The following is a 25,969-nucleotide window of genomic DNA, read 5'->3' as shown; positions in this document are numbered from 1 at the left end:
GTGGACAACCGTGCGTGCGGTGGGCCACGTGTCCCGTCCGTCACAGCGGATAAAGTCGGCCGCATGACCAAGTGGGAATACGCGACAGTGCCGCTGCTCGTCCATGTCACGAAGCAGATTCTGGACACCTGGGGCGAGGACGGCTGGGAGCTCGTCCAGGTCGTGCCCGGGCCCAACAACTCCGAGCAGCTCGTGGCCTACCTGAAGCGGGAGAAGCCGTAATGGGCGCCGTCGAGGCCAAGCTGGCCGAACTCGGTCTCACGCTGCCGGCGGTCGTCCCGCCGCTCGCCGCCTACCAGCCCGCCGTGCGGACCGGTGTGTACGTCTACACCTCCGGCCAGCTGCCGATGGTGGACGGCAAGCTTCCGGTCACCGGCAAGGTCGGCGCCGAGGTCACCGCGGAGGAGGCCAAGGAGCTGGCCCGCGTCTGCGCGCTGAACGCCCTGGCCGCCGTGAAGTCCGTCGCCGGTGACCTGGACCGCGTCGCGCGCGTGGTGAAGGTCGTCGGCTTCGTCGCCTCGGCGACCGACTTCACCGGCCAGCCGGGCGTGATCAACGGTGCCAGCGAGCTGCTCGGCGAGGTCCTCGGCGACAAGGGCGTGCACGCGCGCAGCGCGGTGGGCGTCGCGGTGCTGCCGCTGGACGCGCCGGTCGAGGTCGAGGTCCAGGTCGAGCTGGAGCCCTAGCCGTCCGAGGCCGCTCTCGAACAGGGTCCGAGGCCCCTCTCGAACATTCGCTCCCCGCGGGATAGCCTCCGGTAATGGCGGATGGACAGTGGTATCCCCCCGAGTGGCCGGACCGTATCCGCGCACACGCGGAGGGCACCCTCGTGCCGGTGGCCCCGAAGCGGGCGGCCACCGTGCTGCTCCTGAAGGACACCCCGGACGGTCCCGTCGTCCACATGCTGCGCAGACGCGCCTCCATGGCCTTCGCCGGAGGCGCGTACGCGTATCCGGGCGGCGGTGTCGACCCGCGCGACGACGACCACCAGGTCCGCTGGGCGGGCCCCACGCGCGCGTGGTGGGCCGACCGGCTCGGCGTCGACGAGGCGGGCGCCCAGGCGATCGTCTGCGCGGCCGTGCGGGAGACCTACGAGGAAGCCGGTGTGCTGCTCGCCGGTTCTGCCGCGGACGCCGTGGTCGGTGACACCACCGGGGACGACTGGGAGGCCGACCGCGCGGCCCTGGTCGCCCGTGAGCTGTCCTTCGCCCAGTTCCTGGACCGGCGGGGCCTGGTCCTGCGCTCGGACCTGCTGGGTGCCTGGACGCGCTGGATCACCCCCGAGTTCGAGAGCCGCCGCTACGACACCTGGTTCTTCGTCGCCGCCCTGCCCGCCGGCCAGCGCACCCGCAATGCCTCCACGGAGGCCGACCGCACGGTGTGGATCCGACCGCCGGAGGCCGCCGCCGGCTACGACAAGGGCGAGCTCCTCATGATGCCGCCCACCATCGCGACCCTGCGCCAGCTCACGCCGTACGCCACCGCCGCCGGGGCGCTCGCGGCGGCGCCCGCGCGGGACATGACCCCGGTGATGGCCCACGCCCGCCTGGCGGACGGCGAGATCGTCCTGACCTGGCCGGGCCACGCCGAGTTCACAAAGCGCATACCGACCGACCTGACGACCGGTGGAGCCTGACCATGACGGACGCAGCAGCCCTGCCCGGCCAGCCGCGCGGCGGAGTCCTCCCGGGGCCCGCCACCGCGCGGGCCGTCAACGTGCTGGCACCCAACGCCTCCGTCATGACCCTGGACGGCACCAACACCTGGATCGTCGCCGAGCCCGACTCCGACCTGGCCGTGGTGATCGACCCGGGTCCGCTGGACGACGGCCACCTCAAGAACGTCGTCGACACGGCCGAGAAGGCCGGCAGGCGGATCGCGCTCACCCTCCTGACCCACGGCCACCCGGACCACGCCGAGGGCGCCGTACGGTTCGCGGAACTGACCGGCACGCGCGTGCGTGCCCTCGATCCGGCGCTGCGGCTCGGCGACGAGGGCCTGGCCGCCGGTGACGTGATCACGACCGGCGGGCTGGAGCTGCGGGTCGTACCGACCCCGGGCCACACCGCCGACTCCCTGTGCTTCCACCTCCCGGCCGACCGCGCGGTCCTGACCGGCGACACCATCCTGGGGCGCGGTACGACGGTCGTGGCGCACCCGGACGGCCGGCTGGGCGACTATCTGGACTCGCTGCGCCGGCTGCGCTCGCTGACCGTCGACGACGGCGTCCACACCGTGCTGCCGGGCCATGGACCCGTCCTGGAGGACGCCCAGGGCGCCGTCGAGTTCTACCTGGCCCATCGCGCCCACCGGCTGGCCCAGGTGGAGACGGCGGTCGAGAACGGCCACCGCAGCCCCGCCGAGGTCGTCGCCCGGGTCTACGCCGACGTGGACCGCTCCCTGTGGCCGGCGGCGGAACTGTCGGTACGGGCCCAGCTGGACTACCTGACCGAGCACGGTCTGATCCAGGCGGAGTTCTAGTCCCAGCCCTCCGGCCGGGGTGTCCGCACGCCGTGCACGCGCGCGTACTCGCCGGCGAGCCATGGCCCGAGGTCGTCCACGTAGGACCGCAGTACGGCGCGGTCGCCGACCGGCTCGTACCCGTACCCGGCCGCGCGGCGCATCAGGCCGGCCCGCTCCGGGTAGTAGCCGGCGAACGCCTCGGCCATCTCCCGCAGATCGCTGGTCCAGCCGTTCCAGCGGGGCATGACGAGGGTGAAGCCGGTGCGGACGAGGTTCCGTGACATGAAGCGCACCAGGGGCCGCAGGGCCTCCTCGGTGCCGTCCGCGGCCGCGATCCGCTCTCGCCAGCGCGGCAGGTACCGGGCCAGGTCACCGTTGGTCTCGCGGGCCAGCAGCGAGTCGGGGCGGTAGCGGGGCAGGAACTCGGCGAGGTCCTCCCCGAGCAGCGGGGTGCACAGGCAGGCCACGAACCAGCCGATGTCGTACCGCTCCAGCTCGCTGAGCACCCGCGCGCGGGAGTAGAGCAGGGTTCCGACCCCGTCGATCTCCGGGAACTCCTTGTCGACGGCCTCACCGAGGGCACCGGCCGTGTCCCGGTCGGCGCCGGTCGGTTCCTCGCCCAGGACGGCGACCAGATCCAGGTCGCTGCGCCCCACCCGCGCGGTGCCGCGCGGGATCGATCCGTAGAGGTAGGCGCTGTCCAGCCGCGCCCCGAAGGCGTCCAGGAGCCGGTCGCGGGCGGCGGCGACCACGGGACGGAAGACGGGCGGCACGCGCGCATACGAGCCTTCGCGCTCGATGAAGCCCAGGGGGTCGAGGCCCCGGGGCGCGGCTCTTTCAGACATGGGGAACCACATATCAGCCCGTCCGGCGCTTGAGGACAAGGCCGGAGGCCGATGATGCGGGGGGGCAATGCGGGGGGCCTGGGGGCGGCAGCCCCCAGAAACCGGCGCCTACCGGGACCGCTTCGCCAGCCGCTCGACGTCCAGCAGGATCACGGCCCGCGCCTCCAGCCGCAGCCAGCCGCGCTGTGCGAAGTCCGCCAGCGCCTTGTTCACGGTCTCGCGGGACGCGCCGACCAGCTGGGCCAGCTCCTCCTGCGTGAGGTCGTGGACGACGTGGATGCCCTCCTCGGACTGCACACCGAAGCGGCGGGAGAGGTCCAGCAGGGCGCGCGCGACCCGGCCCGGCACATCGGAGAAGACCAGGTCGGACATGGCGTCGTTGGTCTTGCGCAGCCGGCGGGCGACGGCGCGCAGCAGGGCGGTGGCCACCTCGGGGCGTGCGTTCAGCCAGGGCTGGAGGTCGCCGTGGCCGAGGCCCAGCAGCTTGACCTCGGTCAGCGCGGTCGCGGTCGCCGTGCGCGGGCCCGGGTCGAACAGCGACAGCTCGCCGATCAGTTCGCCGGGGCCGACGACGGCGAGCATGTTCTCGCGGCCGTCGGGGGAGGTGCGGTGGAGCTTGACCTTGCCCTCGGTGACGACGTACAGCCGGTCGCCCGGGTCGCCCTCGTGGAACAGGGAGTCGCCACGCGCGAGGGTCACCTCACTCATGGAGGCACGCAGCTCCGCGGACTGCTCGTCATCGAGCGCCGCGAAAAGCGGGTTGCGCCGCAGAACGTCGTCCACGAAGTCTCTCCTTGTCGACCTGCTCAGGGGATCTTGCTCCCCCTTGGTACCAGGGGACCGTGCTCCCCATTTTGCCGGACGGTCCAAACAGTGTGATCTGTCACAAGGATGCCGCACAGGTGTCCCGAGGTAAGCGGCAGGGGTCCAATCGGGGGCTGATCTTCCGGGTCCGGGGCGGATGTCGGTGCCGGGCTCTAGGCTGGCCGGGTGTCCAAATCGCCGGTGAGAGCACAGGCCAAGGGGGCTGGGCGGGTGGTTGTACGAGGTGATTCCGCTGTGGGCGAACAAGGGTCCGATACCGCCTCCGGTGCGGCGAAGAAGGCGACAAAAGCGAGGAAAGCCGTGAAGGCCGCAGTGCCCGGGAAGGCTGCCGAGGGTAAGCCGCAGTCCGCTGCCGGCAAGCCCGAGTCGCAGACCGCGCTCGTCCGCCGGGCCCGGCGGATCAACCGGGAGCTCGCCGAGGTGTATCCGTACGCCCACCCCGAGCTGGACTTCGAGAACCCCTTCCAGCTCCTGGTCGCCACGGTGCTGTCCGCGCAGACCACCGACCTCAGGGTCAACCAGACCACCCCGACGCTGTTCGCGAAGTACCCCACCCCCGAGGACCTGGCCGCCGCCAACCCGGAGGAGGTCGAGGAGATCCTGCGGCCGTGCGGGTTCTTCCGGGCCAAGACGAAGTCGGTGATAGGCCTCTCCAAGGGGCTGGTGGAGGAGTTCGGCGGCGAGGTCCCCGGCCGCCTCGAAGACCTCGTCAGGCTGCCCGGTGTCGGCCGCAAGACCGCGTTCGTCGTGCTCGGCAACGCCTTCGGACGCCCCGGCATCACCGTGGACACGCACTTCCAGCGCCTGGTCCGCCGCTGGCGCTGGACCGCGGAGACCGACCCCGACAAGATCGAGGCGGCCGTCGGCGCGCTGTTCCCGAAGAGCGACTGGACCGACCTCTCGCACCACGTGATCTGGCACGGCCGCCGGATCTGCCACGCGCGCAAGCCCGCCTGCGGCGCCTGCCCCATCGCTCCGCTCTGCCCAGCCTACGGGGAGGGCGAGACGGACCCGGAGAAGGCGAAGAAGCTGCTCAAGTACGAGAAGGGCGGCTTCCCCGGCCAGCGGCTCAATCCGCCGCAGGCGTATCTGGACGCGGGCGGCCGGCCGGCGCCGCCGCTGGGCGGCGTATCAGGGACATGACCCAGGGGTCTTCTCAGGGGCGAAGGGCGGAACGATCAAGGAGTCGTCGGGCGTTGGAACGGGCAGGACGGGGGAGCGGGGCAGGACGGGGGATGCCGTGACACACAGCAGCAAGGCACAGACGGGCGGACCGCGCGGGGGCGTGGCGCTCAGCAGGGAGGGCCTGCCGGAGTGGCTCGGCCCGGTGGCGCGCGCCGCCGAGACGGTCCAGCCGCTCCAGCTGAGCCGCTTCCTGCCCCCGGAGAACGGCACGGGCCGGCAGTCGGCCGTGCTGATCCTGTTCGGCGAGGGCGCGCAGGGCCCCGAGCTGCTGCTGATGGAGCGGGCCGGCTCGTTGCGCTCGCACGCCGGGCAGCCCTCGTTCCCCGGTGGCGCCCTCGACCCCGAGGACGGCGACCCGAAGGCCGACGGGCCGCTGCGGGCCGCTCTCCGCGAGGCCGAGGAGGAGACCGGGCTGGACCAGGCCGGTGTCCAGCTGTTCGGGGTGCTGCCCAGGCTGTACATCCCGGTGAGCAAGTTCGTGGTCACCCCGGTGCTGGGCTGGTGGCGCGAGCCGAGTCCGGTGGGGGTGGTGGATCCCAACGAGACGGCGCGGGTCTTCACCGTTCCCGTGGCGGATCTCACGAATCCGGCCAACCGGGCCACCGCCGTGCACCCAAGTGGGCACCGAGGTCCGGCATTTCTGGTCGAATCGACCTTGGTGTGGGGGTTCACCGCCGGGGTGATCGACCGCCTGCTGCACTACGCGGGATGGGAGCGCTCCTGGGACCGCGAGAAGCTGGTCCCGCTCGACTGGCGGTCATGACAGGGTGTCGTTCGTGAATGTGCTGGACATCCTGTTGCTGGTCGCCGCCGTGTGGTTCGCGATCGTCGGCTACCGCCAGGGGTTCGTCGTCGGCATCCTGTCGGTGATCGGCTTCCTGGGCGGCGGACTCGTCGCCGTCTACGTCCTGCCGGTGATCTGGGACGCGGTGACCGACAACGCCGAGGTGAGCACCACCGCCGCGGTCGTCGCCGTGGTCGTCGTCATCGTCTGCGCCTCCGTCGGCCAGGCCCTCACCACCCACCTCGGCAACAAACTGCGCCGGTACATCACCTGGTCCCCGGCCCGCGCCCTGGACGCCACCGGCGGCGCTCTGGTCAACGTGGTGGCGATGCTGCTGGTCGCCTGGCTGATCGGCTCCGCCCTCGCGGGCACCACCCTGCCGACGCTCGGCAAGGAGGTGCGCAACTCCAAGGTGCTGCTCGGGGTGTCCAGAGCACTGCCCACCCAGGCCGACACCTGGTTCGCGGACTTCTCCAAGGTCCTCGCGCAGAACGGCTTCCCGCAGGTCTTCAGCCCGTTCGCCAACGAGCCGATCACCGATGTCTCGCCGCCCGACCCGGCGCTCGCGAACAGCGCGGTGGCGACCACGGCCAAGCAGTCCATCGTCAAGGTGACGGGTACCGCGCAGAGCTGCGGCAAGATCCTGGAGGGCACCGGCTTCGTCTTCGCCGACCGCCGCGTCATGACCAACGCCCACGTGGTCGGCGGCGTCGACGACCCCACCGTCCAGATCGGCGGCGAGGGCCGCAGGTACGACGCCAAGGTCGTCCTCTACGACTGGCAGCGCGACATCGCCGTACTGGACGTGCCGGACCTTCAGGCCAAGGTCCTGAAGTTCTCCGCGAAGGACGCCGAGACGACCGACAGCGCGATCGTCGCCGGGTTCCCGGAGAACGGCTCGTACGACGTCCGGCCCGCCCGGGTGCGCGGTCGTATCACCGCCAACGGCCCCGACATCTACCACCGCGGCACCGTCCGCCGTGACGTCTACTCGCTGTACGCGACCGTCCGTCAGGGCAACTCCGGCGGCCCGCTGCTCACGCCCGAGGGCAGGGTGTACGGGGTCGTCTTCGCGAAGTCACTGGACGACGCCGACACCGGGTACGCCCTGACGGCCGACGAGATCCAGGCGGACATCGCCCGGGGCCGTACCGCGAGCCAGCAGGTGGGCACCGACAGCTGCGCCCTCTAGACCCCTTCGGAGGTCTGGGGGCCCGGCGGGGGCCGAGCGGGCTGTCAGCCGCGGGTGTGGCGCAGGCGGACCGAGACCCAGCGGGCCCGGCGCCGCAGGATGCGCGGAATCCCCACCCTCGGATCGGCTCCCGGCAGCTGCGGGGCACCTCCTCGGTGGGAGTTCAGACCGCCTGTCGTACGGCGGTTGCGGGGTGCGTCACTGTAGTCGTGCGTCCAGCCCATACCCCGACGTCTGCCCCTGCCCCAAGGTCGATAACCTCCCGCGCGCCCCCTAATCGGCCTATGCGCCGGGCATGTGGCCGTTCGTAGAACAGGTGTGCAGATCCGGATACCGGGCGCATCGGCGCGGTCACCGATCGGGTTCGGGGTCTTTGAGCCAGTTGGCCAGCTCACGCCTTTTCAACGGTCCGGCTCCGGATCCCTGAGCCAGTTGACCAGCTCGGCGGAGAACGCGACCGGGTCCTCCTCGTGCGGGAAGTGCCCGAGTCCGTCGAACAGCCGCCAGCGGTACGGCGCTTCGACGTACTCGCCGGAGCCGGCCGCGCTGCGGGTACGGGTCACCGGGTCCAGGGAGCCGTGCAGATGCAGGGTCGGGACGCGCACCGGGCGCTTCATCCTGCGGTTGAACTGGATGCCGTCCGGGCGCGCCAGCGAGCGCACCAGCCAGCGGTACGGCTCGATCGAGCAGTGCGCGGTGGACGGGATGCACATGGCCCGCTGGTACGTCTCCACCGCCTCGTCGTCCGGCAGCCGCGGCCCGGACCAGTCCCGGATCAGCCGGCCGACCAGCGCGCCGTCGTCGGCGATGAGCTGCCGCTCCGGGATCCAGGGCCGCTGGAAGCCCCAGATGTAGGAGGCGGCGGCGGTCTGCCGGCGGTCCCGGAGCATCGCCGAGCGCCAGCGCCGCGGGTGCGGCATGGACACCACCGCGAGCCGTCGGACCAGCTTGGGGCGCATCGCGGCCGCCGTCCACGCCAGGTAGCCGCCCAGGTCGTGGCCGACCAGCGCGGCGTCCGGCTCGCCCAGGGAGCGGATCACGCCGGTGATGTCGAGCGCGAGGTTCGCCGGGTCGTAGCCCCGCGGGGTGCGGTCGCTGCCGCCGACGCCGCGCAGGTCCATGGCCACGGCCCGGAACCCCGCGTCGGCGAGCGCGACCAGCTGGTGCCGCCAGGTCCACCAGAACTGCGGGAAGCCGTGCACCAGCATGACCAGCGGTCCGTCGCCGAGCTCGGCGATGTGGAAGCGGGCGCCGTTCGCGGCGACGTCCCGGTGTGTCCAGGGGCCCTCCGGCCGTGCGGCCGAGGGAGCGGGATCCGTCATGACGTCGAGCGTGCCACAGCCTCGATGGCCGGCACCTCGTCCCGCGGGAGCTCCGGGCGCGGATGCGGCTTGGCGTTCTGGAGGACGCCCGCCGTCTCCTTCATCGACGCGGCCACCTTCTGCGGGCCCTTGCTCTTCTTGGCCTTCTTCGCGAAGACCACGCCGATCAGCGCGAGGACGACGGCCACCAGGACGTTCGCCGCGAAGGAGAGCAGGAAGCAGATCGCGAGATTCCAGTGGCTCCAGGTCCGAATACCGTACGCCAGCGCGAAGTTGAGCATCGGCAGGGAGAACAGCAGCAGCACACCCGCCACCGAGAACGCGCCGCCGCTCGCCGCGCCCCGCTTGACGTCCTGCTTCAGCTGGGCCTTGGCCAGCGCGATCTCGTCGTGCACCAGCTCCGACATCTCGGCCGTGGCCGAGGCGAACAGCTGGCCGATGCTGCGTTCGGCACCGACCGGGCTGCCGTCGGGTGCGCTCATCGCGGTCTCCCTCTGCGTCTTCGTCATCGTCTTTGCGTGCCGGTCCTCCGGCACCGGCCCCTTGTGGCACCGGTCTTTTTTGTACCGTCTCGTCAGATCATGCCGGACGGCCGCCCTGCTCGCCTGCCCCGCCCGGTACTTCGGCAGGCGCGTCCCGCCCGTCGGCCCCCTGGGCGGCCTTCTGGGAAGCCTCTCGGGAAGCCTCTCGGGAGGCCTCTTGGGAGGCGGCCTTCTCCGCGGCGATCCGGCGGTGCTCGGCGGCCTTGCGCTCGTAGATCTCCGCCATCCGCAGGTGATGGGCCGGGTTGTCCTCCTCGTAGACGTCCGGGATTCCGTCGAGGTCGTCGTCCCGCTCCTCGGCCTCGACCAGCCTGCGGTAGCGGGTGTTGCGTATCTTCAGCAGCACCGTGGCGCACAGGGCCGCGATGAGCGAGCCGGTGAGCACGGCGGCCTTGACCTCGTCCGTCAGCACGGCGTCGCCGGCGAACGCGAGTTCGTCGATGAGCAGCGAGACGGTGAAGCCGATGCCGGCCAGCGAGGCCACCGCGAAGACGTCGGCCCATTCGAGGTCCTCGCTCAGCGAGGCCCGGGTGAAACGGGCGGTCAGCCAGGTCCCGCCGAAGATCCCGACCGCCTTGCCGACGACCAGGCCGAGGACGACCCCGAGCGTCTCCGGCCTGGTGAAGATGTCGCCGAGCGCCCCGCCGGACACCACCACACCGGCGCTGAAGAGCGCGAACAGGGGCACGGCCAGCCCCGCCGACAGCGGCCGCACCAGATGCTCGACGTGCTCGCCCGGGGAGTGCTCCTCACCCTCACGGGTGGTGCAGCGCAGCATCAGGCCCATGGCCACACCGGCGATGGTCGCGTGCACGCCGCTGTTGTACATCAGCGCCCAGACCACGACCGCGAGCGGCACGTACACGTACCAGCCGCGCACGCCCGCGCGCAGCAGCAGCCAGAAGACGGCGAGGCCGAGGACCGCGCCGCCGAGCGCGGCGAAGTCGATCCGGGCGGTGAAGAAGATCGCGATGATCAGGATCGCGAACAGGTCGTCGACGACCGCGAGGGTGAGCAGGAAGGCGCGCAGGGCGCTCGGCAGCGAGGTGCCGATCACCGCGAGCACGGCCAGCGCGAAGGCGATGTCGGTGGCAGTGGGCACCGCCCAGCCCTGCGTGGAGCCGCCGCCGGCGAGGCTGGTGAGGGTGTAGACGAGCGCCGGTACGGCCATCCCGCACAGCGCGGCGACCACCGGGAGCGCGGCCGCCTTCGGGTCCCGCAGGTCGCCGGCCACCAGCTCGCGCTTGAGTTCGATGCCGGCGACGAAGAAGAAGACCGCGAGCAGGCCGTCGGCGGCCCAGTGGGCGACGGAGAGGTTCAGGCCGAGGGCCCCCGGGCCGAAGTGGAAGTCGGCGACGCTCGCGTAGCTGTGCCCGAGCGCCGGGATGTTCGCCCAGACCAGCGCGGCTATCGCGGCGACGAGCAGCAGCACACCGCCGACGGTCTCGGTCCGCAGCGCGTCCGCCACGATGGTCCGCTCGGGCAGCGAGAGCCGCCCGAGAAACTTCCGGACGGGGGTGGTGCGGGGCGCGGACACGTCGACCTCCGGTCGGTGGGCAGGAGCGGGCTACTTGCCGACCAGACTTCCCGGCACACCTTGAGGAGACGCTGTTTTGTTTAGTTTACCTAAGGTGCGGCGGGGGCTGTCAGGTGAGAATCACGGTAGGCGCAAAAAGGGCGCCCGGCGCGTTTCGCGCCGGGCGCCCTTCGGAGCACGGGGGCGGCTCAGTCCTCGCTGGGCGCCGCCGGGAGCTTCGCCTGGATGAGGTCCATGACCGTCGAGTCGGTCAGCGTCGTCACGTCACCGAGCTGCCGGTTCTCGGCGACATCGCGCAGCAGTCGGCGCATGATCTTGCCGGATCGGGTCTTCGGCAGCTCCGCCACCGGCAGCACCCGCTTGGGCTTGGCGATCGGGCCGAGCGTGGCGCCGACGTGGTTGCGGAGCTCGTTGACCAGTCCTTCGTCCTCCGCGTTCGCGGTGCCACGCAGGATCACGAAGGCGACGATCGCCTGTCCGGTCGTCTCGTCCGCCGCGCCGACCACGGCCGCCTCGGCGACCGACGGGTGGGACACCAGCGCCGACTCCACCTCGGTGGTCGAGATGTTGTGCCCGGAGACGAGCATCACGTCGTCCACCCGGCCGAGCAGCCAGATGTCGCCGTCGTCGTCCTTCTTCGCGCCGTCACCGGCGAAGTACCTGCCCTCGAACCGCGACCAGTACGTGTCCAGGAACCGCTGGTCGTCGCCCCAGATCGTGCGCAGCATCGAGGGCCACGGCTCGGTCAGCACCAGGTAGCCGCCACCGCCGTTCGGCACCTCGTTGGCCTCGTCGTCGACGACGGTCGCCGAGATGCCGGGCAGCGGGGTCTGCGCCGAACCGGGCTTGGTCGCCGTGACACCCGGCAACGGCGAGATCATCATCGCGCCGGTCTCGGTCTGCCACCAGGTGTCCACGATCGGCGTCCGGTCGGCGCCGATGTGCTTGCGGTACCAGATCCAGGCCTCGGGGTTGATCGGCTCACCCACCGAACCCAGCACCCGCAGGCTGCTCAGGTCGAACTTCGCGGGGATGTCGTCGCCCCACTTCATGAACGTGCGGATCGCCGTCGGCGCCGTGTACAGGATCGTCACCCCGTACTTCTGCACGATCTCCCAGAACCGGCCCTGGTGCGGGGTGTCCGGGGTGCCCTCGTACATCACCTGCGTCGCGCCGTTGGCCAGCGGCCCGTACACGATGTACGAGTGGCCGGTCACCCAGCCGACGTCGGCCGTGCACCAGTACACGTCCGTCTCCGGCTTGAGGTCGAACACCGCCCAGTGCGTGTACGACGCCTGGGTGAGGTAACCGCCCGAGGTGTGCAGGATGCCCTTCGGCTTCCCCGTCGTACCGGACGTGTAGAGGATGAACAGCGGGTGCTCGGCCTCGAAGGCCTCGGGCGTGTGCTCGGCCGACTGCCGCTCGACGATCTCGTGCCACCACACGTCCCGCGAGTCGTCCCAGGCCACTTCCTGCCCGGTGCGCCGGACGACCAGCACGTGCTCGACGTTGTCCACCTTGCCGATCGCCTCGTCCACGGCCGGCTTGAGCGCGGACGGCTTGCCGCGTCGGTAGCCGCCGTCGGAGGTGATGACGACCTTGGCGTCCGCGTCCTGGATACGAGTGGCCAGCGCGTCCGCCGAGAAGCCGCCGAAGACCACCGAGTGCGCGGCGCCGATCCGGGCGCAGGCGAGCATCGCGACCGCCGTCTCCGGGATCATCGGCATGTAGACCGCGACCCGGTCGCCCTTCTGAACGCCCAGCTCCAGCAGGGCGTTGGCCGCCTTGGAGACCTCGTCCTTCAGCTCGGCGTAGGTGATCGCGCGGCTGTCGCCGGGCTCGCCCTCGAAGTGGATGGCGACCCGGTCGCCGTGCCCGGCCTCCACATGCCGGTCCACGCAGTTGTACGCGACGTTGAGCTCGCCGTCCTTGAACCACTTGGCGAACGGCGGGTTCGACCAGTCCAGCGTCTCGGTCGGCTCCTTGGCCCAGGCCAGCCGACGGGCCTGTGCGGCCCAGAAGCCGAGCCTGTCAGCCTTGGCCTGTTCGTACGCCTCGGCCGTGACATTGGCGCTCTCGGCCAGGTCAGCGGGCGGCGCGAAGCGTCGCTCCTCCCTCAAGAGGTTGGCCAGGCTTTCGTTGCTCACGACATCTCCCTTTCGAAGGGTGTCCGTTGTGTCCCAGGCCACAGCTCATCAGACCTGGGGCCCCGGTGACAAGGGCCGCCCAATAATTGGTTTAGACCTATCGGGGCGCGGGGCGCGGGGCGCGGGCGACGGGGTGGCGCAGCAGCGGTGCGGCGGGGCACGGTGGGGCGGGGTGTGTCGCGGTCGGGTGTACTGGGCCTGCCGGCGCTGCGTGCACCGTGGCCACCGGGTCGGCCGGCGCAGGCCGGTACAACGCGGGCCGGTACAACGCGGGCCGGTACAACGCGGGCCGGTACGGCACCGGCCCGTACGGCACCGGCCCGTACGGCACCGGCTCATGGGGCTCCCGTGGGCCCGGTCGCCCTTTCTGTCAGGCCGGGCTGGACAGCTCCTCCGCGCCGGGCACCCCCTGGAACACCCCTTCCTCTGCGCCCGCACCGCCCCCGCTCAGCAGATACGCCTGCGCCTCGCTCACCTGGAAGTACATCCCGTGCAGCTCCAGCTCACCCGCCGCCAGCGCCCGTGCCACCGAGTCGTGCGCCCGCAGATGCTCCAACTGCTGGACCACGTTGGTCAGGCACAGCCGCTCCACCGTGTCCGCCTGCGCCCGCCCGGCCAGCCGGACCCCCGCAGGGCCCTCGTCGGCCAGCCGCGCCAGGCTCGGCAGCCCGTGCCGCAGCCACCGCCCGAGCGGGGTCGCCGCACCCCCGGTCCCGGAGCCGAGCAGTGCCTGCATCGCCCCGCAACCGGAGTGCCCGCACACCGTGATGGACCGCACCTTCAGCACGTCCACCGCGTACTCGATCGCGGCCGCCACCGAGTCGTCCCCGTTCTCCTCACCCGGAAGAGGGACCAGGTTGCCCACGTTGCGGACCACGAACAGGTCACCCGGGCCACTGGAGGTGATCATCGAGGTGACGAGCCGGGAGTCGGCACAGGTGAGGAAGAGCTGCGACGGCCGCTGCCCCTCGCGCGCCAGCCGGGCCAGTTCCTCCCGGACCAGGGGCGCGGTGTCGCGCTGGAACGCGCTGATCCCCCGGGCGAGTTCATGACCGGCCCCGGCCGATCTCCCGAGCCGACGCCCGAAGCCGTGACCTGCGCGAGGCCCGGGACGGGGACCGCGCTCCGGTCTGTGGCCGTACTCCGGTTCGCGGACGCCCGCGCGGCAGCCGGTCAGTTCGGCGGAGCCGCCCTGCGCGGTGTGGGCCCTGCGCCAGTCCCGCAGTGACTCGTACGCCGCGTGGTCCATGAACGAACCGTCCAACTCCACGACGGCGTGGGCATCCTGGGGCACGAGATGCAGGACTCTGCTGAGCCGGGGCACCGCGAGGAACGTCAGCTGTCCTCGTACGTGTACGTGATGGACTCCTTCCTTCTCCTCATGGGTGATGCGGGTGCGGGCGAGGCGGTGCAGGGCGAGGGCGACGGCCACGGCGACCCCGAGGACCACCCCCTCCAGGACGCCGAGGAGGACCACCCCGAGCGTGGTGACGGCGTACACCAGCACTTCGCGGTGGCGGGTCACCGCGCGGATGTGGTGCAGGGACACCATCTGGATGCCGACGGCCATCACCAGGGCGGCGAGCGAGGCGAGCGGGATGAGATCCAGGACCGGGACCATCAGCAGCGCGGCGAACACTACGAAAACGCCGTGCAGCATCGTGGAGTTCCGGCTCACGGCACCGGATCGCACATTCGCCGAACTCCGTACCGCCACCCCTGCGACCGGCAGCCCGCCGAGCGCCCCCGACACGATGTTGGCCGCGCCCTGACCGAGCAGTTCCCGGTCCAGGTCGGCGCGGCCGAGGCGGGACTGGGGGCCGGTGCGGCCGGCCACCAGCTTGTCGACGGCGACCGCGCCCAGCAGTGACTGCACGCTGCACACCAGCGTGGTGGTGAGCACGGCGGCGACGAGCCCGAGCACCGGCCCCTCGGGCAGCCCGGCCAGGGCATGGCTGCTCCAGGACGGCAGGTCGACCCGGGGCAGGGCGAGCCCGGTGAGCGAGGCGGTCGCGGTGGCACCGGCGACGGCGACCAGGGCGGCCGGGACCGTGCGCAGCAGGCGGCCCGCTCTGCCCGGGATCCGGGGCCAGCCCAGCAGCAGGGCCAGGGTCAGTGCGCTCATCGTCACGGCGGCCGGGTGCAGGTGGGCCAACTGGGCGGGCAGTGCCCGGACGTTGGCGAGGACCGAGCTCTGCGGGGTGCCGCCGAGGACGATGTGCAGCTGGGCGACCGCGATGGTGATGCCGATGCCGGCGAGCATGCCGTGCACCACGGCCGGGCTGACGGCGAGCGCGGTGCGGGCCACGCGCAGGCAGCCCAGGCCCAGTTGGGCCAGTCCGGCGAGGACGGTGATGCCGCAGGTGGCCCGCCAGCCGTACCGGTGGATCAGGTCGGCGGTGACCACGGTGAGTCCGGCGGCCGGACCGCTGACCTGGAGCGGGCAGCCGCCGAGCCGCCCGGCGACCAGCCCGCCGACGGCCGCCGCCACCAGGCCGGCCTGGAGCGGGGCGCCGGTGGCGAGGGCGATGCCGAGGGAGAGCGGCAGGGCGATCAGGAACACCGCGACGGACGCGGACAGGTCGGCGCCGGCGACGGGGCGGCGGCGGTGCGGGGCCCTGGGCGGGTGCGGCGGCCGGTCGGCGCCGTTGACGGCCCGGGAAGTTGTGGCTCGGGCCAGGCCGAGGCTCTCGGGGTGGGTGGGTACGCAAGCTGATGACATGTTCCCGTCTCCTCCGGGGCAGCGCGGTCGCGGGTCTGGGGGTCCTTTCGATCGAGGGCTGGGGCTCGGTCGCGGCCGTGGGTCGCGGCGTGCAGTGGCGGGATGGATCAACAATCGGTAAACGAATCGTAATGCAGAGTAAAGGTCAAGCATGGATTTTCTTCGCAAATGGGGTACCTCTTCACCCTCATGGGTGAAGTGAGCAGTTCATCGGCTTGTCGTATTAATCCCTCTCTCGGTCCTATGCGACCTTGGCCGCGCTGTCGGCAGATACCCGGCACATCGCCATAAAACGCCGTCACCGGCGTTCGCCGAGAGAAGGAAGAAGGTGGGCGGAATTGGCCGCCACCCAGAGGATTGCGGTCGGCGCCGTGGCCGCCGCGGCCTGTGCCGCGTCGGTCGCCGGTTGCGCGACCGGTACCAACTCCGAACAAGGGGCGTCCGGGCCGCGGAAAGGAGCACCGGCGCCCCAGAGTGTGGTCCGTCTGATCGGTGACGGGTCCACCGCCTACACCGGGGCGCAGCCGCATCTGCCCCGGCCCGAGCGGCTCAAGGCAGGTGAGAAGCCCCCGCAGTTCGTGGTGTTCTCATGGGACGGCGCGGGCGAGGACAGCCAGAAACTGTTCTCGCACTTCCGCAAGGTCGCCAAGGAGAACAACGCGACCATGACGTACTTCCTCAGCGGCGTCTACATGCTGCCGGACGAGAAGCGTGACCTCTACCGGCCGCCCCAGCACTCGCCCGGCAGCTCCGAGATCGGCTTCAACGACGAGCAGGGCATCGCCGACACCGTCAAGCAGGTACGGCTGGCCTGGCTGGAGGGCAACGAGATCGGCACCCACTTCAACGGGCACTTCTGCGGCCCCGACGGCGGGGTCGGCGAGTGGTCGGTGGCCGAGTGGAAGAGCGAGATCGCCCAGGCCAAGCAGTTCGTGAAGACCTGGAAGACCAACACCGGCAGAAAGAACGCCGCACCGCTGCCCTTCGACTACGACAAGGAGCTCATCGGCGCCCGCACCCCCTGCCTGGAGGGACAGAAGAACTTCGTGAAGGCGGCGAGCCAGCTGGGCTTCCGCTACGACACCAGCGGCGTCAACGACCAGGTCTGGCCCAAGAAAAGGGAAGGCCTGTGGGACCTGTCCATGCAGCTCGTCCCCTTCCCCGGCCACAACTACGAGCAGTTGACCATGGACTACAACTTCATGGTCAACCAGTCCGGCACGTCGACCCAGGGTGACCCCGACAAGTACGACTACTGGGGCGACCAGATGCGCGACGGGCTGCTCCAGGGCTTCAACCGGGCCTACAACGGCAACCGCGCACCCCTGGTCATCGGCAACCACTTCGAGTCCTGGAACGGCGGCACCTACATGCGTGCGCTCGACGAGGTCATCGGGAACGTCTGCAACAAGCCCGACGTGCGCTGTGTCTCCTTCCACCAGCTGGCCGACTGGCTGGACGCCCAGGACCCGCAGGTCCTGGCGAAGCTGCGCACCCTGAACGTGGGCGAGGCCCCGCGGCCGGGCTGGGAGTCCTTCCTGTCCGGCCGTCCCGCCCCGGCGCCGAAGGGGGTGCCCGGGGCGCCGGCGGTCAAGCAGTAGGCGCGGAGCCGGGGCCGGCCGCCCGTCAGGCGGGGGCGGCCACCTCCTCGCCGAGCACGAAGCCGGGGTCGATCTGCGACGCCAGGTCGGCCCCGGTGCGCTCGTTGCCCCAGGACAGGGCGTTCTTCAGGTGGAAGTGGACCATCTGCCGGGTGTAGCGCTCCCAGTCCCGCAGCTCGTACGTCGCGTCCGTGGCCTCCTTGAGGGCGCCCAGGGCGCGGGAGTTGGGGTCCTCCAGGAGCTCGAACCGCGGCGGGCGGCCCTTCTCCATGGCGCGCACCCAGTCCGAGTGGCCGAACGTGACCAGCAGGTCGTCCCCGACCTCCGAATGCAGGAAGTCGATGTCCTCCGGCCCCTGCACCTTGTTGCCGACGACCTTCAGCGCGACGCCGAAGTCCCGGGCGTACTCCTTGTACTGGCGGTAGACGGAGACCCCCTTCCGGGTCGGCTCGGCGACCAGGAACGTGATGTCGAAGCGGGTGAACATGCCGGAGGCGAAGGAGTCCGAGCCCGCCGTCATGTCGACCACGACGTACTCGTCGGGGCCGTCGACGAGGTGGTTCAGGAACAGCTCCACCGCTCCCGTCTTGGAGTGGTAGCAGGACACCCCCAGGTCGGCGTCCGTGAAGGGGCCGGTGACCATCAAACGGACCGCGCCGCCGTCGAGTTCCACCGGCCGCGCACAGGCGTCGTACACCGGATTGGGCTCCCGCACCCGGACCAGCCGCGAACCCGCGCCGGGCGGAGTGGTCTTGATCATCGTCGCGGCGGAGGTGATGCGCGGGTTGTGGCCGCGCAGGTGGTCCTTGATCAGGGAGAGCCGCTCGCCCATCGCGGGCAGCGCCTCCGCCTCCCTCTCGTCGAGGCCGAGCGCGGGGCCCAGGTGCTGGTTGATGTCGGCGTCGACGGCGACGACCGGCGCGCCGCCGGCCGCGAGATGCCGGATGAACAGGGAGGAGAGCGTGGTCTTGCCGCTGCCGCCCTTTCCGACGAAAGCAATTTTCATGTTCACGAAGAGTAGTCGGGTGATTGCTTTGCGTGTCATGTGAAGTGAAGAAGACCACTCCTTCGTGGAGTCCCGGGGCGGGGTGCGTACTGTCGTACTCATGAGTACGACAGGTGCGACCGCCGATCCGCTCGCGGCGCTGGGCGAGCTGCCCGGGGTGCCCGAGTCCGTGGAGTCCGTGCGCAAGGCCGTGGACCGGGTCTACGGGCACCGGGTCATGCGGCGCCGCAGCAACGCCGTCACCTCGGAGGCCGCGCTGCGCGCCGCCCGGGGCAGTGCCGCGCTGTCCGGTGCCGACTGGGCGCTGGAGGAGGTGCGGCGGCGCTCCGACTTCGGTGTGGACGACGATGCGCGCGTGGTGGGCGCGGCCCTGCGGCTGACCGCGGAGGCGGGCCAGCTGCTCTCCATCTGGCGGCAGTCGCCGCTGCGGGTGCTGGCCCGGCTGCACCTGGTGGCGGCGGCGACGGGGGCCGACGAGGTCGGCAGGCCGCGCCGGGCCGGCGAGGGCGTCGACGAGCCGCTGGTGGAACTGGAGCTGCCGGGCGCCGACGAGGTGTCGGGACGCCTGGAGGGGCTCTCCGAGCTGATCGTCGCGGGGGGTGAGGCACCCGCGCTGGTGACGGCCGCGGTGGTGCACGGCGAACTGCTCGCGCTGCGGCCCTTCACCTCGTGCAACGGGCTGGTCGCGCGCGCGGCCGAGCGGATCGTGCTGATCGGCAGCGGCCTCGACCCCAAGGCGATCTGCCCTGCCGAGGTCGGCCATGCCGAACTGGGCCGGGCCTCCTACCTGGCGGCCCTGGACGGTTATGTCTCCGGTACCCCGGAAGGGATGGCGGCCTGGATCGCGCACTGCGGGCGCGCGGTGGAGCTAGGTGTGCGCGAGTCGACGGCGGTGTGCGAGGCGCTGCAGCGCGGCGCGGCGTAGCGCCCGTCCGGAAGGCCGCGTGGAGCGGCGGAAAAGGGTTGCGGCGGTACGAGTCCTCGTACCGCCGCTGGCATGCTCACCGGGTTACCAAGCGTCCTCGATATGTTGCCCATCAGGTCGGGTGCTTTGCCCGTCACCTGGTGCGGCTGGCCCGTAATCGACGGGTCGACGTCGCGTGGGTGCCCAGTGTCCATGCTCGGTCCGTGGGGCCAAATGCGTTTTAAAGGTGATCCTCTCGGATGTCCTTTGGTCTCGCGGGCCGCTAACCCCTTTGTACTGCAAGCCCGGAGCAAGCGGAAGTCCTGCCTACAGTTCTTTACTTTTAGGTTCAAAGACCCGCTAAACGGGCGTCTGTTCAGGCGACCGTGCTCCGGCGCCGGCTCGCGTACCAGACCAGGCCCGCGGTGGCCGCCGCCGCTCCTATGGCCGCCGCGGCGACCAGGGCCGGGCGCGGCGGTGCGGAGATGCGCTGCTTGAGCCGTACCGGCCGGTGGAAGTCCAGGATCGGCCAGCCGCGGGCCAGGGCCTCGCGGCGCAGCGCGCGGTCCGGGTTCACGGCGTGCGGATGCCCGACGGCCTGGAGCATCGGCACGTCGGTCGCCGAGTCGCTGTAGGCGTAGCAGCGGTCCAGGTCGTACCCCTCGGACGCGGCCAGCTCCCGCACGGCCTCGGCCTTGGTCGGGCCGTACGCGTAGTACTCCACCTCGCCGGTGTAGCAGCCGTCGTCGCCGACGACCATGCGGGTGGCCACCACCCGGTCGGCGCCCAGGAGTTCGCCGATCGGTTCGACCACCTCGGCGCCCGAGGTGGAGACGATGACGACGTCCCGGCCGGCCTGGTGGTGCTCCTCGATGAGGGAGGCGGCCTCGTCGTAGATGATCGGGTCGATCAGGTCGTGCAGGGTCTCGGCGACGATCTCCTTGACCTGCTGGACATTCCAGCCACGGACGAGACCCGACAGGTACGCGCGGGTGCGCTCCATCTGGTCGTGGTCCATACCGCCGAGCAGGAACACGAACTGGGAGTACGCGTTGCGCAGCGCCGCCCTGCGGTTGATCAGACCGCCTTGGTAGAACGACTTGCTGAAGGTGAGCGTGCTCGACTTCGCAATGACCGTCTTGTCCAGGTCAAAGAAGGCTGCTGCGCGGGGCAGGGAGTGGTTTTCCACGCCCCCGAGCATAGGCGCCCACCATTCGGCGTAAGGTGGGGCGCGTGGGTTTGCCTGAGAGGGCTCTCGGGTACACCATGGAAGTCACGGATCGTTCGCGACCGTGCTAACCCGGTCCGGCTCCTCCCCCCCCGAGTCGGCCGTGGAGACGACCCCCACTCTCCCCCCCGGTGGGGGTCGTCGCATGTCCGGATGGGTTTTTCCTCTCTCTCGTAGGCCGTGAGGCCTTGATCGGGCGGCTTCGGCCGCCCTTTTCGTATGCCCATGATCCGTCACGTTGGGTAGTCGCGGCGCTGCGCTGTGGAAGTCTCGCGGGGCCCGGAACGGGCCTCACCGGTAGGGGTGACGGCGATATTCACAGCCGTCGGGTCGTCCACAGTTTTCGACCAAGATCCACACGATTTCCGGGTTCGTTGCACCGTGATTCCAGCGCGCTCCGGCGGCGGCGAGTTCATGGCCGGTTCCGTTTGTCGGGCGCCAATGGCCGGTTTCTGCCGGCCGTGCATATGGAGGCCGCTTGCCGGTTCTCCACCCGTTTGGGAATCGCGTGGCCGCAGGGGCCATGCGCGAGAACACAGCCAAGGGGGAAGCTCACATGGCCGGAACTGTCACCCAGGACCCGCCGTCCGCCGCCGCGGGACGGCCCGGACGCCCGATGATCGTCACCGAGGACGCCGAACTCCTCGACGACCTGTTGCGCCTGTGCGCGGCGGCCGGCGCCAAACCGGAGGTCCACCACCGTCCTCCGGATCGTGGCGGCGGCTGGGAGTCCGCCCCGCTCGTCCTGGTCGGTGACGACGCAGCGCGGCGGGTGCGCGGGGCCGCACGCCGCCGCGGCGTGGTGCTGGTCGGCCTCGACCAGGACGACCCCGACGTGTGGAAACGGGCCGTGGAGATCGGCGCGGACCACGTCCTGATGCTCCCCGACGGAGAGCAGTGGCTCGTGGACCGGATCGCCGACGTCGTCGAGGGCGTGGGCCGCCCGGCCCTCACCGTCGGCGTCATCGGCGGCCGGGGCGGGGCCGGCGCCTCCACGCTGGCCTGCGCGCTCGCCGTCACCTCCGCGCGGGAGGGGCTGCGCACCCTGCTGGTGGACGCGGATCCGCTGGGTGGCGGAATCGACGTACTCCTCGGCGGTGAGACGGCCGAGGGCCTGCGCTGGCCCGCCTTCGCCGCCTCGCGCGGCCGGCTGGGCAGCGGCGCCCTGGAGGAGTCGCTGCCCGAGCTGCACTCGCTGCGGATCCTCAGCTGGGACCGCGGCGACTGCGTGGCGATCCCGCCGCCCGCCGTCCGCGCGGTGCTCGCGGCCGCCCGGCGGCGCGGCGGCACGGTCGTCGTCGACCTGCCGCGCCGCCTGGACGACGAGGTCGCCGAGGTCCTCACCCAGCTCGACCTCGCGGTCCTGGTGGTCCCCGCCGAGCTCCGCGCCATCGCGGCGGCCGGACGGGTCGCGGCCACCGTCGGCATGGTCGTGCGCGATCTCCGGGTGGCGGTACGGGGGCCGTACGCGCCCGGTCTTGACGACCGCGAGGTGGCCCGGCTGCTCGGCCTGCCGCTGGCCGGCGAAGTACCCGCCGAACCCGGTCTGTCCCGTCCGCACCGGAAACCGCCGGGTGCCGTCGCACGTGGACCGCTGGCCCGCTTCTGCAAGGGCTTCTGGGAGCGCACGCTGGTCGAGGCGGGTGGCGCCGTATGAGGCCCGGCACCGCGGGCGCGGACGGCCCCGCCCTGCTCGACGGGGTACGGCGCTGGCTCGCCGAGAGCGGCGCCGAACCGACACCCGCGCGGGTGGCACAGGCCCTGCGCGCCCAGGGGCGGGTCCTCGGTGACGCCGAGGTTCTCGGCGCGGCCGAGCGACTGCGCTCCGAACTCGTCGGCAGCGGCCCCCTGGAACCCCTCCTCGCCGACCCCACGGTCACCGACGTCCTGGTGACCGCCCCGGACCGGGTCTGGGTGGACCGCGGCGGCGGCCTGGAACTCACCCGGGTCGCCTTCCCGGACCCGGCGGCCGTACGACGCCTTGCGCAGCGGCTGGCCGCGGTGGCCGGCCGGCGCCTGGACGACGCACGTCCCTGGGCGGACGCCCGGCTGCCCGACGGCACCCGCCTGCACGCGGTCCTGCCCCCGGTGGCCATCGGCTGCACCTGCCTGTCCCTGCGCGTGGCCCGGCCCCGTGCCTTCACGCTCGGCGAACTGGTCGCGGCCGGGACGGTCCCCCCGGGCGGCGACCGGATCCTGCGGGCGCTCGTCGCGGCCCGGCTCTCCTTCCTGGTCAGCGGTGGCACCGGCACGGGCAAGACGACCCTGCTGAGCGCGCTCCTCGGCCTGGTCGGACCGGGGGAGCGGATCGTGCTCGCCGAGGACTCCGCGGAACTCAGGCCCGAACACCCGCATGTCGTACGGCTGGAGACCAGACCCGCCAACCAGGAGGGCGCCGGCCTCGTCACCCTGGAGGACCTGGTCCGGCAGGCCCTGCGGATGCGGCCCGACCGGCTCGTCGTCGGCGAGGTCCGCGGGCCCGAGGTGGTCCACCTGCTGGCCGCGCTCAACACCGGCCACGAGGGCGGCTGCGGCACCGTGCACGCCAACGCGGCCGCGGACGTACCGGCCCGGCTGGAGGCCCTCGGCACGGCCGCCGGGCTCGACCGGGCCGCCCTGCACAGCCAGCTGGCGGCCGCGCTGTCGGTGGTGCTGCACCTCGTACGGGACCCCGCGGGCCGGCGACGGATCGCCGAGGTGCATGTCCTGGAGCGGGACCCCGCCGGGCTGGTGCGGACGGTACCGGCGCTGCGCTGGGACACGGCGGCCTTCGCCCGGGAACGGGGATGGGAGCGGCTGCGGGAGCTGCTCGGAGGAGCAGCCCCGGAGTGACGCCGGTGAGCTGTGGGTTTCCGAAGTGATGTCAGTGATGGCTGAGTTGAAAGGGGCATGTGTGATGGGTGAGACGACGGTCGGTGCGGCCGTGGTGTGCGGTGGGGTCATGGCCTGGCTGCTGGCCGAGCGACAGCGTGAGGTACGGCGGACCCGGCTGCTGCTCGCCGGTGGCGGGGTGGTGGCCACCGGGCCGCCCTCCTGGGAGCAGGCGCTGGGGGAGCTACGGCGGCTGCGCGGCCGTTGGCGGTGCGAGTGGTGGGCTCTGGTCGCCGGTGTCACGCTCGCGCTGCTCGCCGCCTCGCTCCTTCCGGTCCTCGCGGGGGCCGCCGGGGTGCCGGTGCTGCGCCGGGTGCGGCTCGCCCGACAGGCCCGGCGGACCCGGCAGGCGCGTGCCGACGCGGTGATCGCGCTGTGCGGTGCGCTCGCCGGCGAGGTGCGCGCGGGACGGCAGCCGGGCGAGGCGCTGTTGCGGGCCGCACGGGACTCCGGTGGGCTCGGCGAGGCCCGGCCGGGCGTGGTCGCGGCGGCACGCTTCGGCGGGGACGTGCCGGGCGCGCTGGCGGTCGCGGCGCGGCAGCCGGGCGCCGACGGCCTGTCGGGGCTCGCGGCCTGCTGGCGGGTGGCCGTCGACCAGGGCGCCGGACTCGCGGCCGGTCTCGACCGCCTGGACGCCGCCCTGCGCGCGGAACGGGACCAGCGTGCCGACCTGCGAGCCCAGTTGTCGGGCGCGCGGGCCACCGCGGTGATGCTCGCCGCCCTGCCCGCCCTCGGCCTCCTGCTCGGCTCGGCCATGGGCGCCGACCCGCTCCGGGTGCTGCTGCACACCGGTGCCGGACTGGGCTGCCTGCTCGTCGGAACGGTGTTCGAGGGTGCCGGGATGTGGTGGGCGACCCGGATCGTGCGGGGAGCTGAGGGGGCATGAGCGCCGAGGTCGTCCACAGGCTGGGGGCGACGGCCGCGGCGCTGGCGGCCCTGGGCTGGTCGGCATGGTGGCTGGAGAGGGCCAGGCGTCGGCGCTGGGCCCGGCGGAGACTGGCCGAACTGCTCGGCCTGGAGCGGGCGGAGAGGCACTCCGACGTCGGCGGTGCCGTCCGCAGGTGGCTGCCGGTCGCCGGTGCGGCGTGCGGCGGCTGGGTGCTGGTCGGCGGGGTCGCCGGGGGACTGCTGGGGCTGGGTGTCGCGGCGGGGCTGTGGCGGTGGCGGAGCCGGGTGGACGACGGCGACCGGGCAGCCGTGGCGGAGGCGGCCGAGGCCGCCCGCCAACTCCCGCTCGCCGCCGACCTCCTGGCGGCCTGCATCGCTGCCGGTGCCGGTCCGGTGGTCGCCGCCCAGGCCGTCGGAGAGGCCCTCGGCGGACCTGTCGGGCAAGGGCTGGCGCGTGGTGCGGCGGAAGTCCGGCTGGGTGGAGAACCGGCGGTTGCCTGGCGGCGGTTGGCCGGGCTGCCGGGGGCCGCCGCCCTGGCCCGGCTGCTGGAGCGCGCGGACGAGTCCGGGCTGCCTGCGGCCGTGCCTGTCGCCCGGCTCGCCTCGGACGCCCGCGCCGAGTGGGCGAGAAGCGCGACCGCGCGGGCGCGCCGGGCGGCGGTGCTGATCTCGGCCCCGGTGGGGCTGTGCTTCCTGCCCGCGTTCATCGCGGTGGGCGTGCTTCCTGTGGTGATCGGACTCGCGGGCGGGGTGCTGCGCGGGGGCGGTGGCTGAAGGACATGTGACGACGAAGCAGCCGACGACGACCGAAGTCGGCGCCGATCCGGGCTAGTTCAAGAAGTTTCAACCAGTTTCAAGCGAGTTCGAGGGAGTCGAGATGTACCTGATGGGGCGGAAGATGCGGAAGCTGGTGCGCCGGGACGCAGGAATGGTCACGTCCGAGTACGCGATGGGGATCATCGCCGCCGTCGGGTTCGCGGCGGTCCTCTACGCGGTCGTGACGAGCGGACAGGTCAGCGCGGAGCTCCAGGACATCGTGAAACGAGCCCTCAGTGCGGGGGTGTGAGCGGTGGCGCGGGGCGGACCGGGGGTTCGTGACGGCGGAGGCGGCCGTGGTGCTGCCGGTGCTGGTGGCGTTCACGATGGCGCTGGTGTGGGGGCTGCTCGTGGTGGCCGCCCAGATCCGGTGCGTGGACGCCGCCCGTACCGGGGCGCGGGCCGCGGCACGGCAGGACGCCGAGGACGCGGTGGTCGCGATGACGAAGGAGGTGGCGCCGGCCGGGGCGACGGTGACGGTCGGCCGGGAGGGCGACGAGGTGCGGGTGACGGTGGTGGCGAGGCCGCCGGTGCTGGGCGTGTTGCCGTTCGAGGTGCGGGAGTCGGCGGTCGCCTTGGCGGAGGGGCCGTGAGGGGGCGGGCGGTGGTCGTTCGGCCGCGGGTGCGTGGGGGCTGGTCGCGCCCACGCGGCGGAGCCGCAGATGGCACAGCCCCGCGCCCCTGCGCGGCGCGTCGCAGCGAGGAACGTGATCGAGGCTCGGCCACTGTTTGGAGTGTCGGTGCGATCGCCGTGCTGTGTGTGGTGTTCGGGGTGGTACTCGGCCTCGGGCAAGCCGTAGTTGTCCGGCATCGAGCGGCCGGTGGTGCCGACTTGGCAGCTCTCGCGGCGGCGGACCACTGGGCCGAGGGGACTGCGGCGGCCTGCGCCCGAGCCGACCGGGTGGCACGGGCACAGGCCACGCGGCTGACGAGGTGCGTGATCGTCGGTGACGTCTCGGACGTCTCGGCGGTCTCGGGCAAGGGGCCGTTCGCGGCAGAGGTTCGAGCCAGAGCCGGCCCCGCTGCACCGCGCCCCTGACACCGCGCCCCTGACACCGCGCCCCTGACACCGCGCCCCAAAGGCGCGCGGG

At 72.1% G+C, this 25,969-nt stretch carries 26 protein-coding genes; 16 read left to right on the top strand and 10 right to left on the bottom strand.

Going from position 1 to position 25,969, the window contains the following annotated elements; translation table 11 throughout:
- Positions 1 to 63: 63 nt before the first annotated feature.
- From sp36 to IEZ11_RS14945, 4 genes are all read left to right on the top strand, one after another.
- Complete coding sequence (gene sp36 / locus IEZ11_RS14960; protein ID WP_189263220.1) at positions 64 to 222, top strand: Sp36 family protein; 159 nt, start codon at positions 64 to 66, stop codon at positions 220 to 222.
- Positions 222 to 686 carry a RidA family protein gene (locus IEZ11_RS14955; protein WP_189263219.1) on the top strand — a complete coding sequence of 155 codons (465 nt, stop codon included), beginning with the start codon at positions 222 to 224 and terminating at the stop codon, positions 684 to 686. Before sp36 ends, IEZ11_RS14955 begins: the two co-directional genes overlap by 1 nt.
- Positions 687 to 760: 74 nt before the next feature.
- On the top strand, positions 761 to 1,636 hold the full coding sequence (locus tag IEZ11_RS14950) for an NUDIX hydrolase (protein ID WP_189263218.1): 876 nt from the start codon (positions 761 to 763) through the stop codon (positions 1,634 to 1,636).
- Positions 1,637 to 1,638: 2 nt separating this feature from the next.
- Complete coding sequence (locus IEZ11_RS14945) at positions 1,639 to 2,481, top strand: MBL fold metallo-hydrolase (protein WP_189263217.1); 843 nt, start codon at positions 1,639 to 1,641, stop codon at positions 2,479 to 2,481.
- Here IEZ11_RS14945 and IEZ11_RS14940 read toward each other — a convergent pair.
- Together IEZ11_RS14940 and IEZ11_RS14935 are read right to left on the bottom strand one after the other, a co-directional pair.
- Entirely contained in the window at positions 2,478 to 3,308 is an 831-nt protein-coding gene (locus IEZ11_RS14940; RefSeq protein ID WP_189263216.1) for a nucleotidyltransferase domain-containing protein, read from the bottom strand. The genes IEZ11_RS14945 and IEZ11_RS14940 overlap by 4 nt on opposite strands.
- Positions 3,309 to 3,416: 108 nt before the next feature.
- On the bottom strand, positions 3,417 to 4,091 hold the full coding sequence (locus IEZ11_RS14935; RefSeq protein WP_018547939.1) for a Crp/Fnr family transcriptional regulator: 675 nt from the start codon (positions 4,089 to 4,091) through the stop codon (positions 3,417 to 3,419).
- A gap of 354 nt (positions 4,092 to 4,445) precedes the next feature.
- Between IEZ11_RS14935 and nth the strand changes: the two genes are divergently transcribed.
- The 3 genes from nth (at position 4,446) to IEZ11_RS14920 (ending at position 7,294) form a co-directional block, all read left to right on the top strand.
- Positions 4,446 to 5,276 carry an endonuclease III gene (gene nth, locus IEZ11_RS14930; protein WP_229713052.1) on the top strand — a complete coding sequence of 277 codons (831 nt, stop codon included), beginning with the start codon at positions 4,446 to 4,448 and terminating at the stop codon, positions 5,274 to 5,276.
- Positions 5,277 to 5,373: 97 nt separating this feature from the next.
- Complete coding sequence (locus IEZ11_RS14925; protein ID WP_189263215.1) at positions 5,374 to 6,081, top strand: NUDIX hydrolase; 708 nt, start codon at positions 5,374 to 5,376, stop codon at positions 6,079 to 6,081.
- A 13-nt stretch (positions 6,082 to 6,094) separates the two neighbouring features.
- Positions 6,095 to 7,294 carry a MarP family serine protease gene (locus IEZ11_RS14920; RefSeq protein WP_189263214.1) on the top strand — a complete coding sequence of 400 codons (1,200 nt, stop codon included), beginning with the start codon at positions 6,095 to 6,097 and terminating at the stop codon, positions 7,292 to 7,294.
- 44 nt (positions 7,295 to 7,338) lie between these two features.
- On the opposite strand, the gene IEZ11_RS50780 is transcribed toward IEZ11_RS14920, so the two are convergent.
- The 6 genes from IEZ11_RS50780 to IEZ11_RS14895 all read right to left on the bottom strand — a co-directional run bounded on the left by IEZ11_RS50780 (position 7,339) and on the right by IEZ11_RS14895 (position 15,564).
- The gene (locus IEZ11_RS50780) at positions 7,339 to 7,518 is read right to left on the bottom strand and encodes a hypothetical protein (RefSeq protein ID WP_229713022.1); all 180 of its coding nucleotides are present in this window, start codon (positions 7,516 to 7,518) and stop codon (positions 7,339 to 7,341) included.
- Positions 7,519 to 7,695: 177 nt separating this feature from the next.
- Positions 7,696 to 8,616 carry an alpha/beta fold hydrolase gene (locus IEZ11_RS14915; protein WP_189263213.1) on the bottom strand — a complete coding sequence of 307 codons (921 nt, stop codon included), beginning with the start codon at positions 8,614 to 8,616 and terminating at the stop codon, positions 7,696 to 7,698.
- Positions 8,613 to 9,098 (bottom strand): phage holin family protein, encoded by a 486-nt coding sequence (locus IEZ11_RS14910; RefSeq protein WP_189263212.1) that lies wholly within the window; start codon positions 9,096 to 9,098, stop codon positions 8,613 to 8,615. Before IEZ11_RS14910 ends, IEZ11_RS14915 begins: the two co-directional genes overlap by 4 nt.
- A 97-nt stretch (positions 9,099 to 9,195) precedes the next feature.
- Positions 9,196 to 10,695, bottom strand: coding sequence for a Na+/H+ antiporter NhaA (nhaA, locus tag IEZ11_RS14905; RefSeq protein WP_189263211.1), 1,500 nt, complete (start codon positions 10,693 to 10,695; stop codon positions 9,196 to 9,198).
- 188 nt (positions 10,696 to 10,883) lie between these two features.
- Complete coding sequence (gene acs / locus IEZ11_RS14900) at positions 10,884 to 12,842, bottom strand: acetate--CoA ligase (RefSeq protein WP_189263210.1); 1,959 nt, start codon at positions 12,840 to 12,842, stop codon at positions 10,884 to 10,886.
- Positions 12,843 to 13,212: 370 nt separating this feature from the next.
- On the bottom strand, positions 13,213 to 15,564 hold the full coding sequence (locus tag IEZ11_RS14895; RefSeq protein ID WP_189263209.1) for a bifunctional SulP family inorganic anion transporter/carbonic anhydrase: 2,352 nt from the start codon (positions 15,562 to 15,564) through the stop codon (positions 13,213 to 13,215).
- 338 nt (positions 15,565 to 15,902) lie between these two features.
- Between IEZ11_RS14895 and IEZ11_RS14890 the strand changes: the two genes are divergently transcribed.
- Positions 15,903 to 17,165, top strand: coding sequence for a polysaccharide deacetylase family protein (locus IEZ11_RS14890; RefSeq protein ID WP_189263208.1), 1,263 nt, complete (start codon positions 15,903 to 15,905; stop codon positions 17,163 to 17,165).
- 25 nt (positions 17,166 to 17,190) lie between these two features.
- On the opposite strand, the gene IEZ11_RS14885 is transcribed toward IEZ11_RS14890, so the two are convergent.
- Positions 17,191 to 18,171, bottom strand: a complete 981-nt coding sequence (locus IEZ11_RS14885) for an ATP-binding protein (protein ID WP_189263207.1) — start codon at positions 18,169 to 18,171, stop codon at positions 17,191 to 17,193.
- Between the two features lie 100 nt (positions 18,172 to 18,271).
- Here IEZ11_RS14885 and IEZ11_RS14880 point away from each other — a divergent pair, with 100 nt between their 5' ends.
- Positions 18,272 to 19,096, top strand: coding sequence for a Fic family protein (locus IEZ11_RS14880; protein ID WP_189263206.1), 825 nt, complete (start codon positions 18,272 to 18,274; stop codon positions 19,094 to 19,096).
- A 355-nt stretch (positions 19,097 to 19,451) separates the two neighbouring features.
- On the opposite strand, the gene IEZ11_RS14875 is transcribed toward IEZ11_RS14880, so the two are convergent.
- The gene (locus tag IEZ11_RS14875; protein ID WP_189263205.1) at positions 19,452 to 20,276 is read right to left on the bottom strand and encodes an HAD family hydrolase; all 825 of its coding nucleotides are present in this window, start codon (positions 20,274 to 20,276) and stop codon (positions 19,452 to 19,454) included.
- A 583-nt stretch (positions 20,277 to 20,859) separates the two neighbouring features.
- Here IEZ11_RS14875 and ssd point away from each other — a divergent pair.
- The 7 genes from ssd (at position 20,860) to IEZ11_RS14840 (ending at position 25,917) form a co-directional block, all read left to right on the top strand.
- Positions 20,860 to 21,960 (top strand): septum site-determining protein Ssd, encoded by a 1,101-nt coding sequence (ssd, locus tag IEZ11_RS14870; protein ID WP_189263204.1) that lies wholly within the window; start codon positions 20,860 to 20,862, stop codon positions 21,958 to 21,960.
- Positions 21,957 to 23,135, top strand: coding sequence for a TadA family conjugal transfer-associated ATPase (locus IEZ11_RS14865; RefSeq protein WP_189263203.1), 1,179 nt, complete (start codon positions 21,957 to 21,959; stop codon positions 23,133 to 23,135). Before ssd ends, IEZ11_RS14865 begins: the two co-directional genes overlap by 4 nt.
- A gap of 64 nt (positions 23,136 to 23,199) precedes the next feature.
- On the top strand, positions 23,200 to 24,060 hold the full coding sequence (locus IEZ11_RS14860) for a type II secretion system F family protein (protein ID WP_229713021.1): 861 nt from the start codon (positions 23,200 to 23,202) through the stop codon (positions 24,058 to 24,060).
- Complete coding sequence (locus IEZ11_RS14855) at positions 24,057 to 24,836, top strand: type II secretion system F family protein (RefSeq protein WP_189263201.1); 780 nt, start codon at positions 24,057 to 24,059, stop codon at positions 24,834 to 24,836. Before IEZ11_RS14860 ends, IEZ11_RS14855 begins: the two co-directional genes overlap by 4 nt.
- 103 nt (positions 24,837 to 24,939) lie before the next feature.
- Positions 24,940 to 25,128, top strand: a complete 189-nt coding sequence (locus tag IEZ11_RS14850; RefSeq protein ID WP_189263200.1) for a DUF4244 domain-containing protein — start codon at positions 24,940 to 24,942, stop codon at positions 25,126 to 25,128.
- Between the two features lie 28 nt (positions 25,129 to 25,156).
- Positions 25,157 to 25,471 carry a TadE family type IV pilus minor pilin gene (locus IEZ11_RS14845; protein WP_229713020.1) on the top strand — a complete coding sequence of 105 codons (315 nt, stop codon included), beginning with the start codon at positions 25,157 to 25,159 and terminating at the stop codon, positions 25,469 to 25,471.
- Between the two features lie 29 nt (positions 25,472 to 25,500).
- Complete coding sequence (locus tag IEZ11_RS14840) at positions 25,501 to 25,917, top strand: Rv3654c family TadE-like protein (RefSeq protein ID WP_189263465.1); 417 nt, start codon at positions 25,501 to 25,503, stop codon at positions 25,915 to 25,917.
- Positions 25,918 to 25,969 lie beyond the last annotated feature (52 nt).

It is taken from the genome of Streptomyces fuscichromogenes (assembly GCF_014645815.1).
Taxonomy (GTDB): domain Bacteria; phylum Actinomycetota; class Actinomycetes; order Streptomycetales; family Streptomycetaceae; genus Streptomyces; species Streptomyces fuscichromogenes.
The sequence above is the reverse complement of the archived record's forward strand: the minus strand, read 5'-3'. Positions and strand labels throughout refer to the sequence as shown.

Excerpts from the sequence above, each read along its gene's own strand:
- sp36 (WP_189263220.1), top strand. The coding sequence starts at position 64 with ATGACCAAGTGGGAATACGCGACAGTGCCGCTGCTCGTCCATGTCACG.
- IEZ11_RS14955 (WP_189263219.1), top strand. The coding sequence starts at position 222 with ATGGGCGCCGTCGAGGCCAAGCTGGCCGAACTCGGTCTCACGCTGCCG.
- IEZ11_RS14950 (WP_189263218.1), top strand. The coding sequence starts at position 761 with ATGGCGGATGGACAGTGGTATCCCCCCGAGTGGCCGGACCGTATCCGC.
- IEZ11_RS14945 (WP_189263217.1), top strand. The coding sequence starts at position 1,639 with ATGACGGACGCAGCAGCCCTGCCCGGCCAGCCGCGCGGCGGAGTCCTC.
- IEZ11_RS14940 (WP_189263216.1), bottom strand. The coding sequence starts at position 3,308 with ATGTCTGAAAGAGCCGCGCCCCGGGGCCTCGACCCCCTGGGCTTCATC.
- IEZ11_RS50780 (WP_229713022.1), bottom strand. The coding sequence starts at position 7,518 with ATGGGCTGGACGCACGACTACAGTGACGCACCCCGCAACCGCCGTACG.
- IEZ11_RS14915 (WP_189263213.1), bottom strand. The coding sequence starts at position 8,616 with ATGACGGATCCCGCTCCCTCGGCCGCACGGCCGGAGGGCCCCTGGACA.
- IEZ11_RS14910 (WP_189263212.1), bottom strand. The coding sequence starts at position 9,098 with ATGAGCGCACCCGACGGCAGCCCGGTCGGTGCCGAACGCAGCATCGGC.
- IEZ11_RS14895 (WP_189263209.1), bottom strand. The coding sequence starts at position 15,564 with ATGTCATCAGCTTGCGTACCCACCCACCCCGAGAGCCTCGGCCTGGCC.
- IEZ11_RS14885 (WP_189263207.1), bottom strand. The coding sequence starts at position 18,171 with ATGAAAATTGCTTTCGTCGGAAAGGGCGGCAGCGGCAAGACCACGCTC.
- IEZ11_RS14880 (WP_189263206.1), top strand. The coding sequence starts at position 18,272 with ATGAGTACGACAGGTGCGACCGCCGATCCGCTCGCGGCGCTGGGCGAG.
- IEZ11_RS14875 (WP_189263205.1), bottom strand. The coding sequence starts at position 20,276 with ATGCTCGGGGGCGTGGAAAACCACTCCCTGCCCCGCGCAGCAGCCTTC.
- ssd (WP_189263204.1), top strand. The coding sequence starts at position 20,860 with ATGGCCGGAACTGTCACCCAGGACCCGCCGTCCGCCGCCGCGGGACGG.
- IEZ11_RS14865 (WP_189263203.1), top strand. The coding sequence starts at position 21,957 with ATGAGGCCCGGCACCGCGGGCGCGGACGGCCCCGCCCTGCTCGACGGG.
- IEZ11_RS14860 (WP_229713021.1), top strand. The coding sequence starts at position 23,200 with ATGGGTGAGACGACGGTCGGTGCGGCCGTGGTGTGCGGTGGGGTCATG.
- IEZ11_RS14855 (WP_189263201.1), top strand. The coding sequence starts at position 24,057 with ATGAGCGCCGAGGTCGTCCACAGGCTGGGGGCGACGGCCGCGGCGCTG.
- IEZ11_RS14850 (WP_189263200.1), top strand. The coding sequence starts at position 24,940 with ATGTACCTGATGGGGCGGAAGATGCGGAAGCTGGTGCGCCGGGACGCA.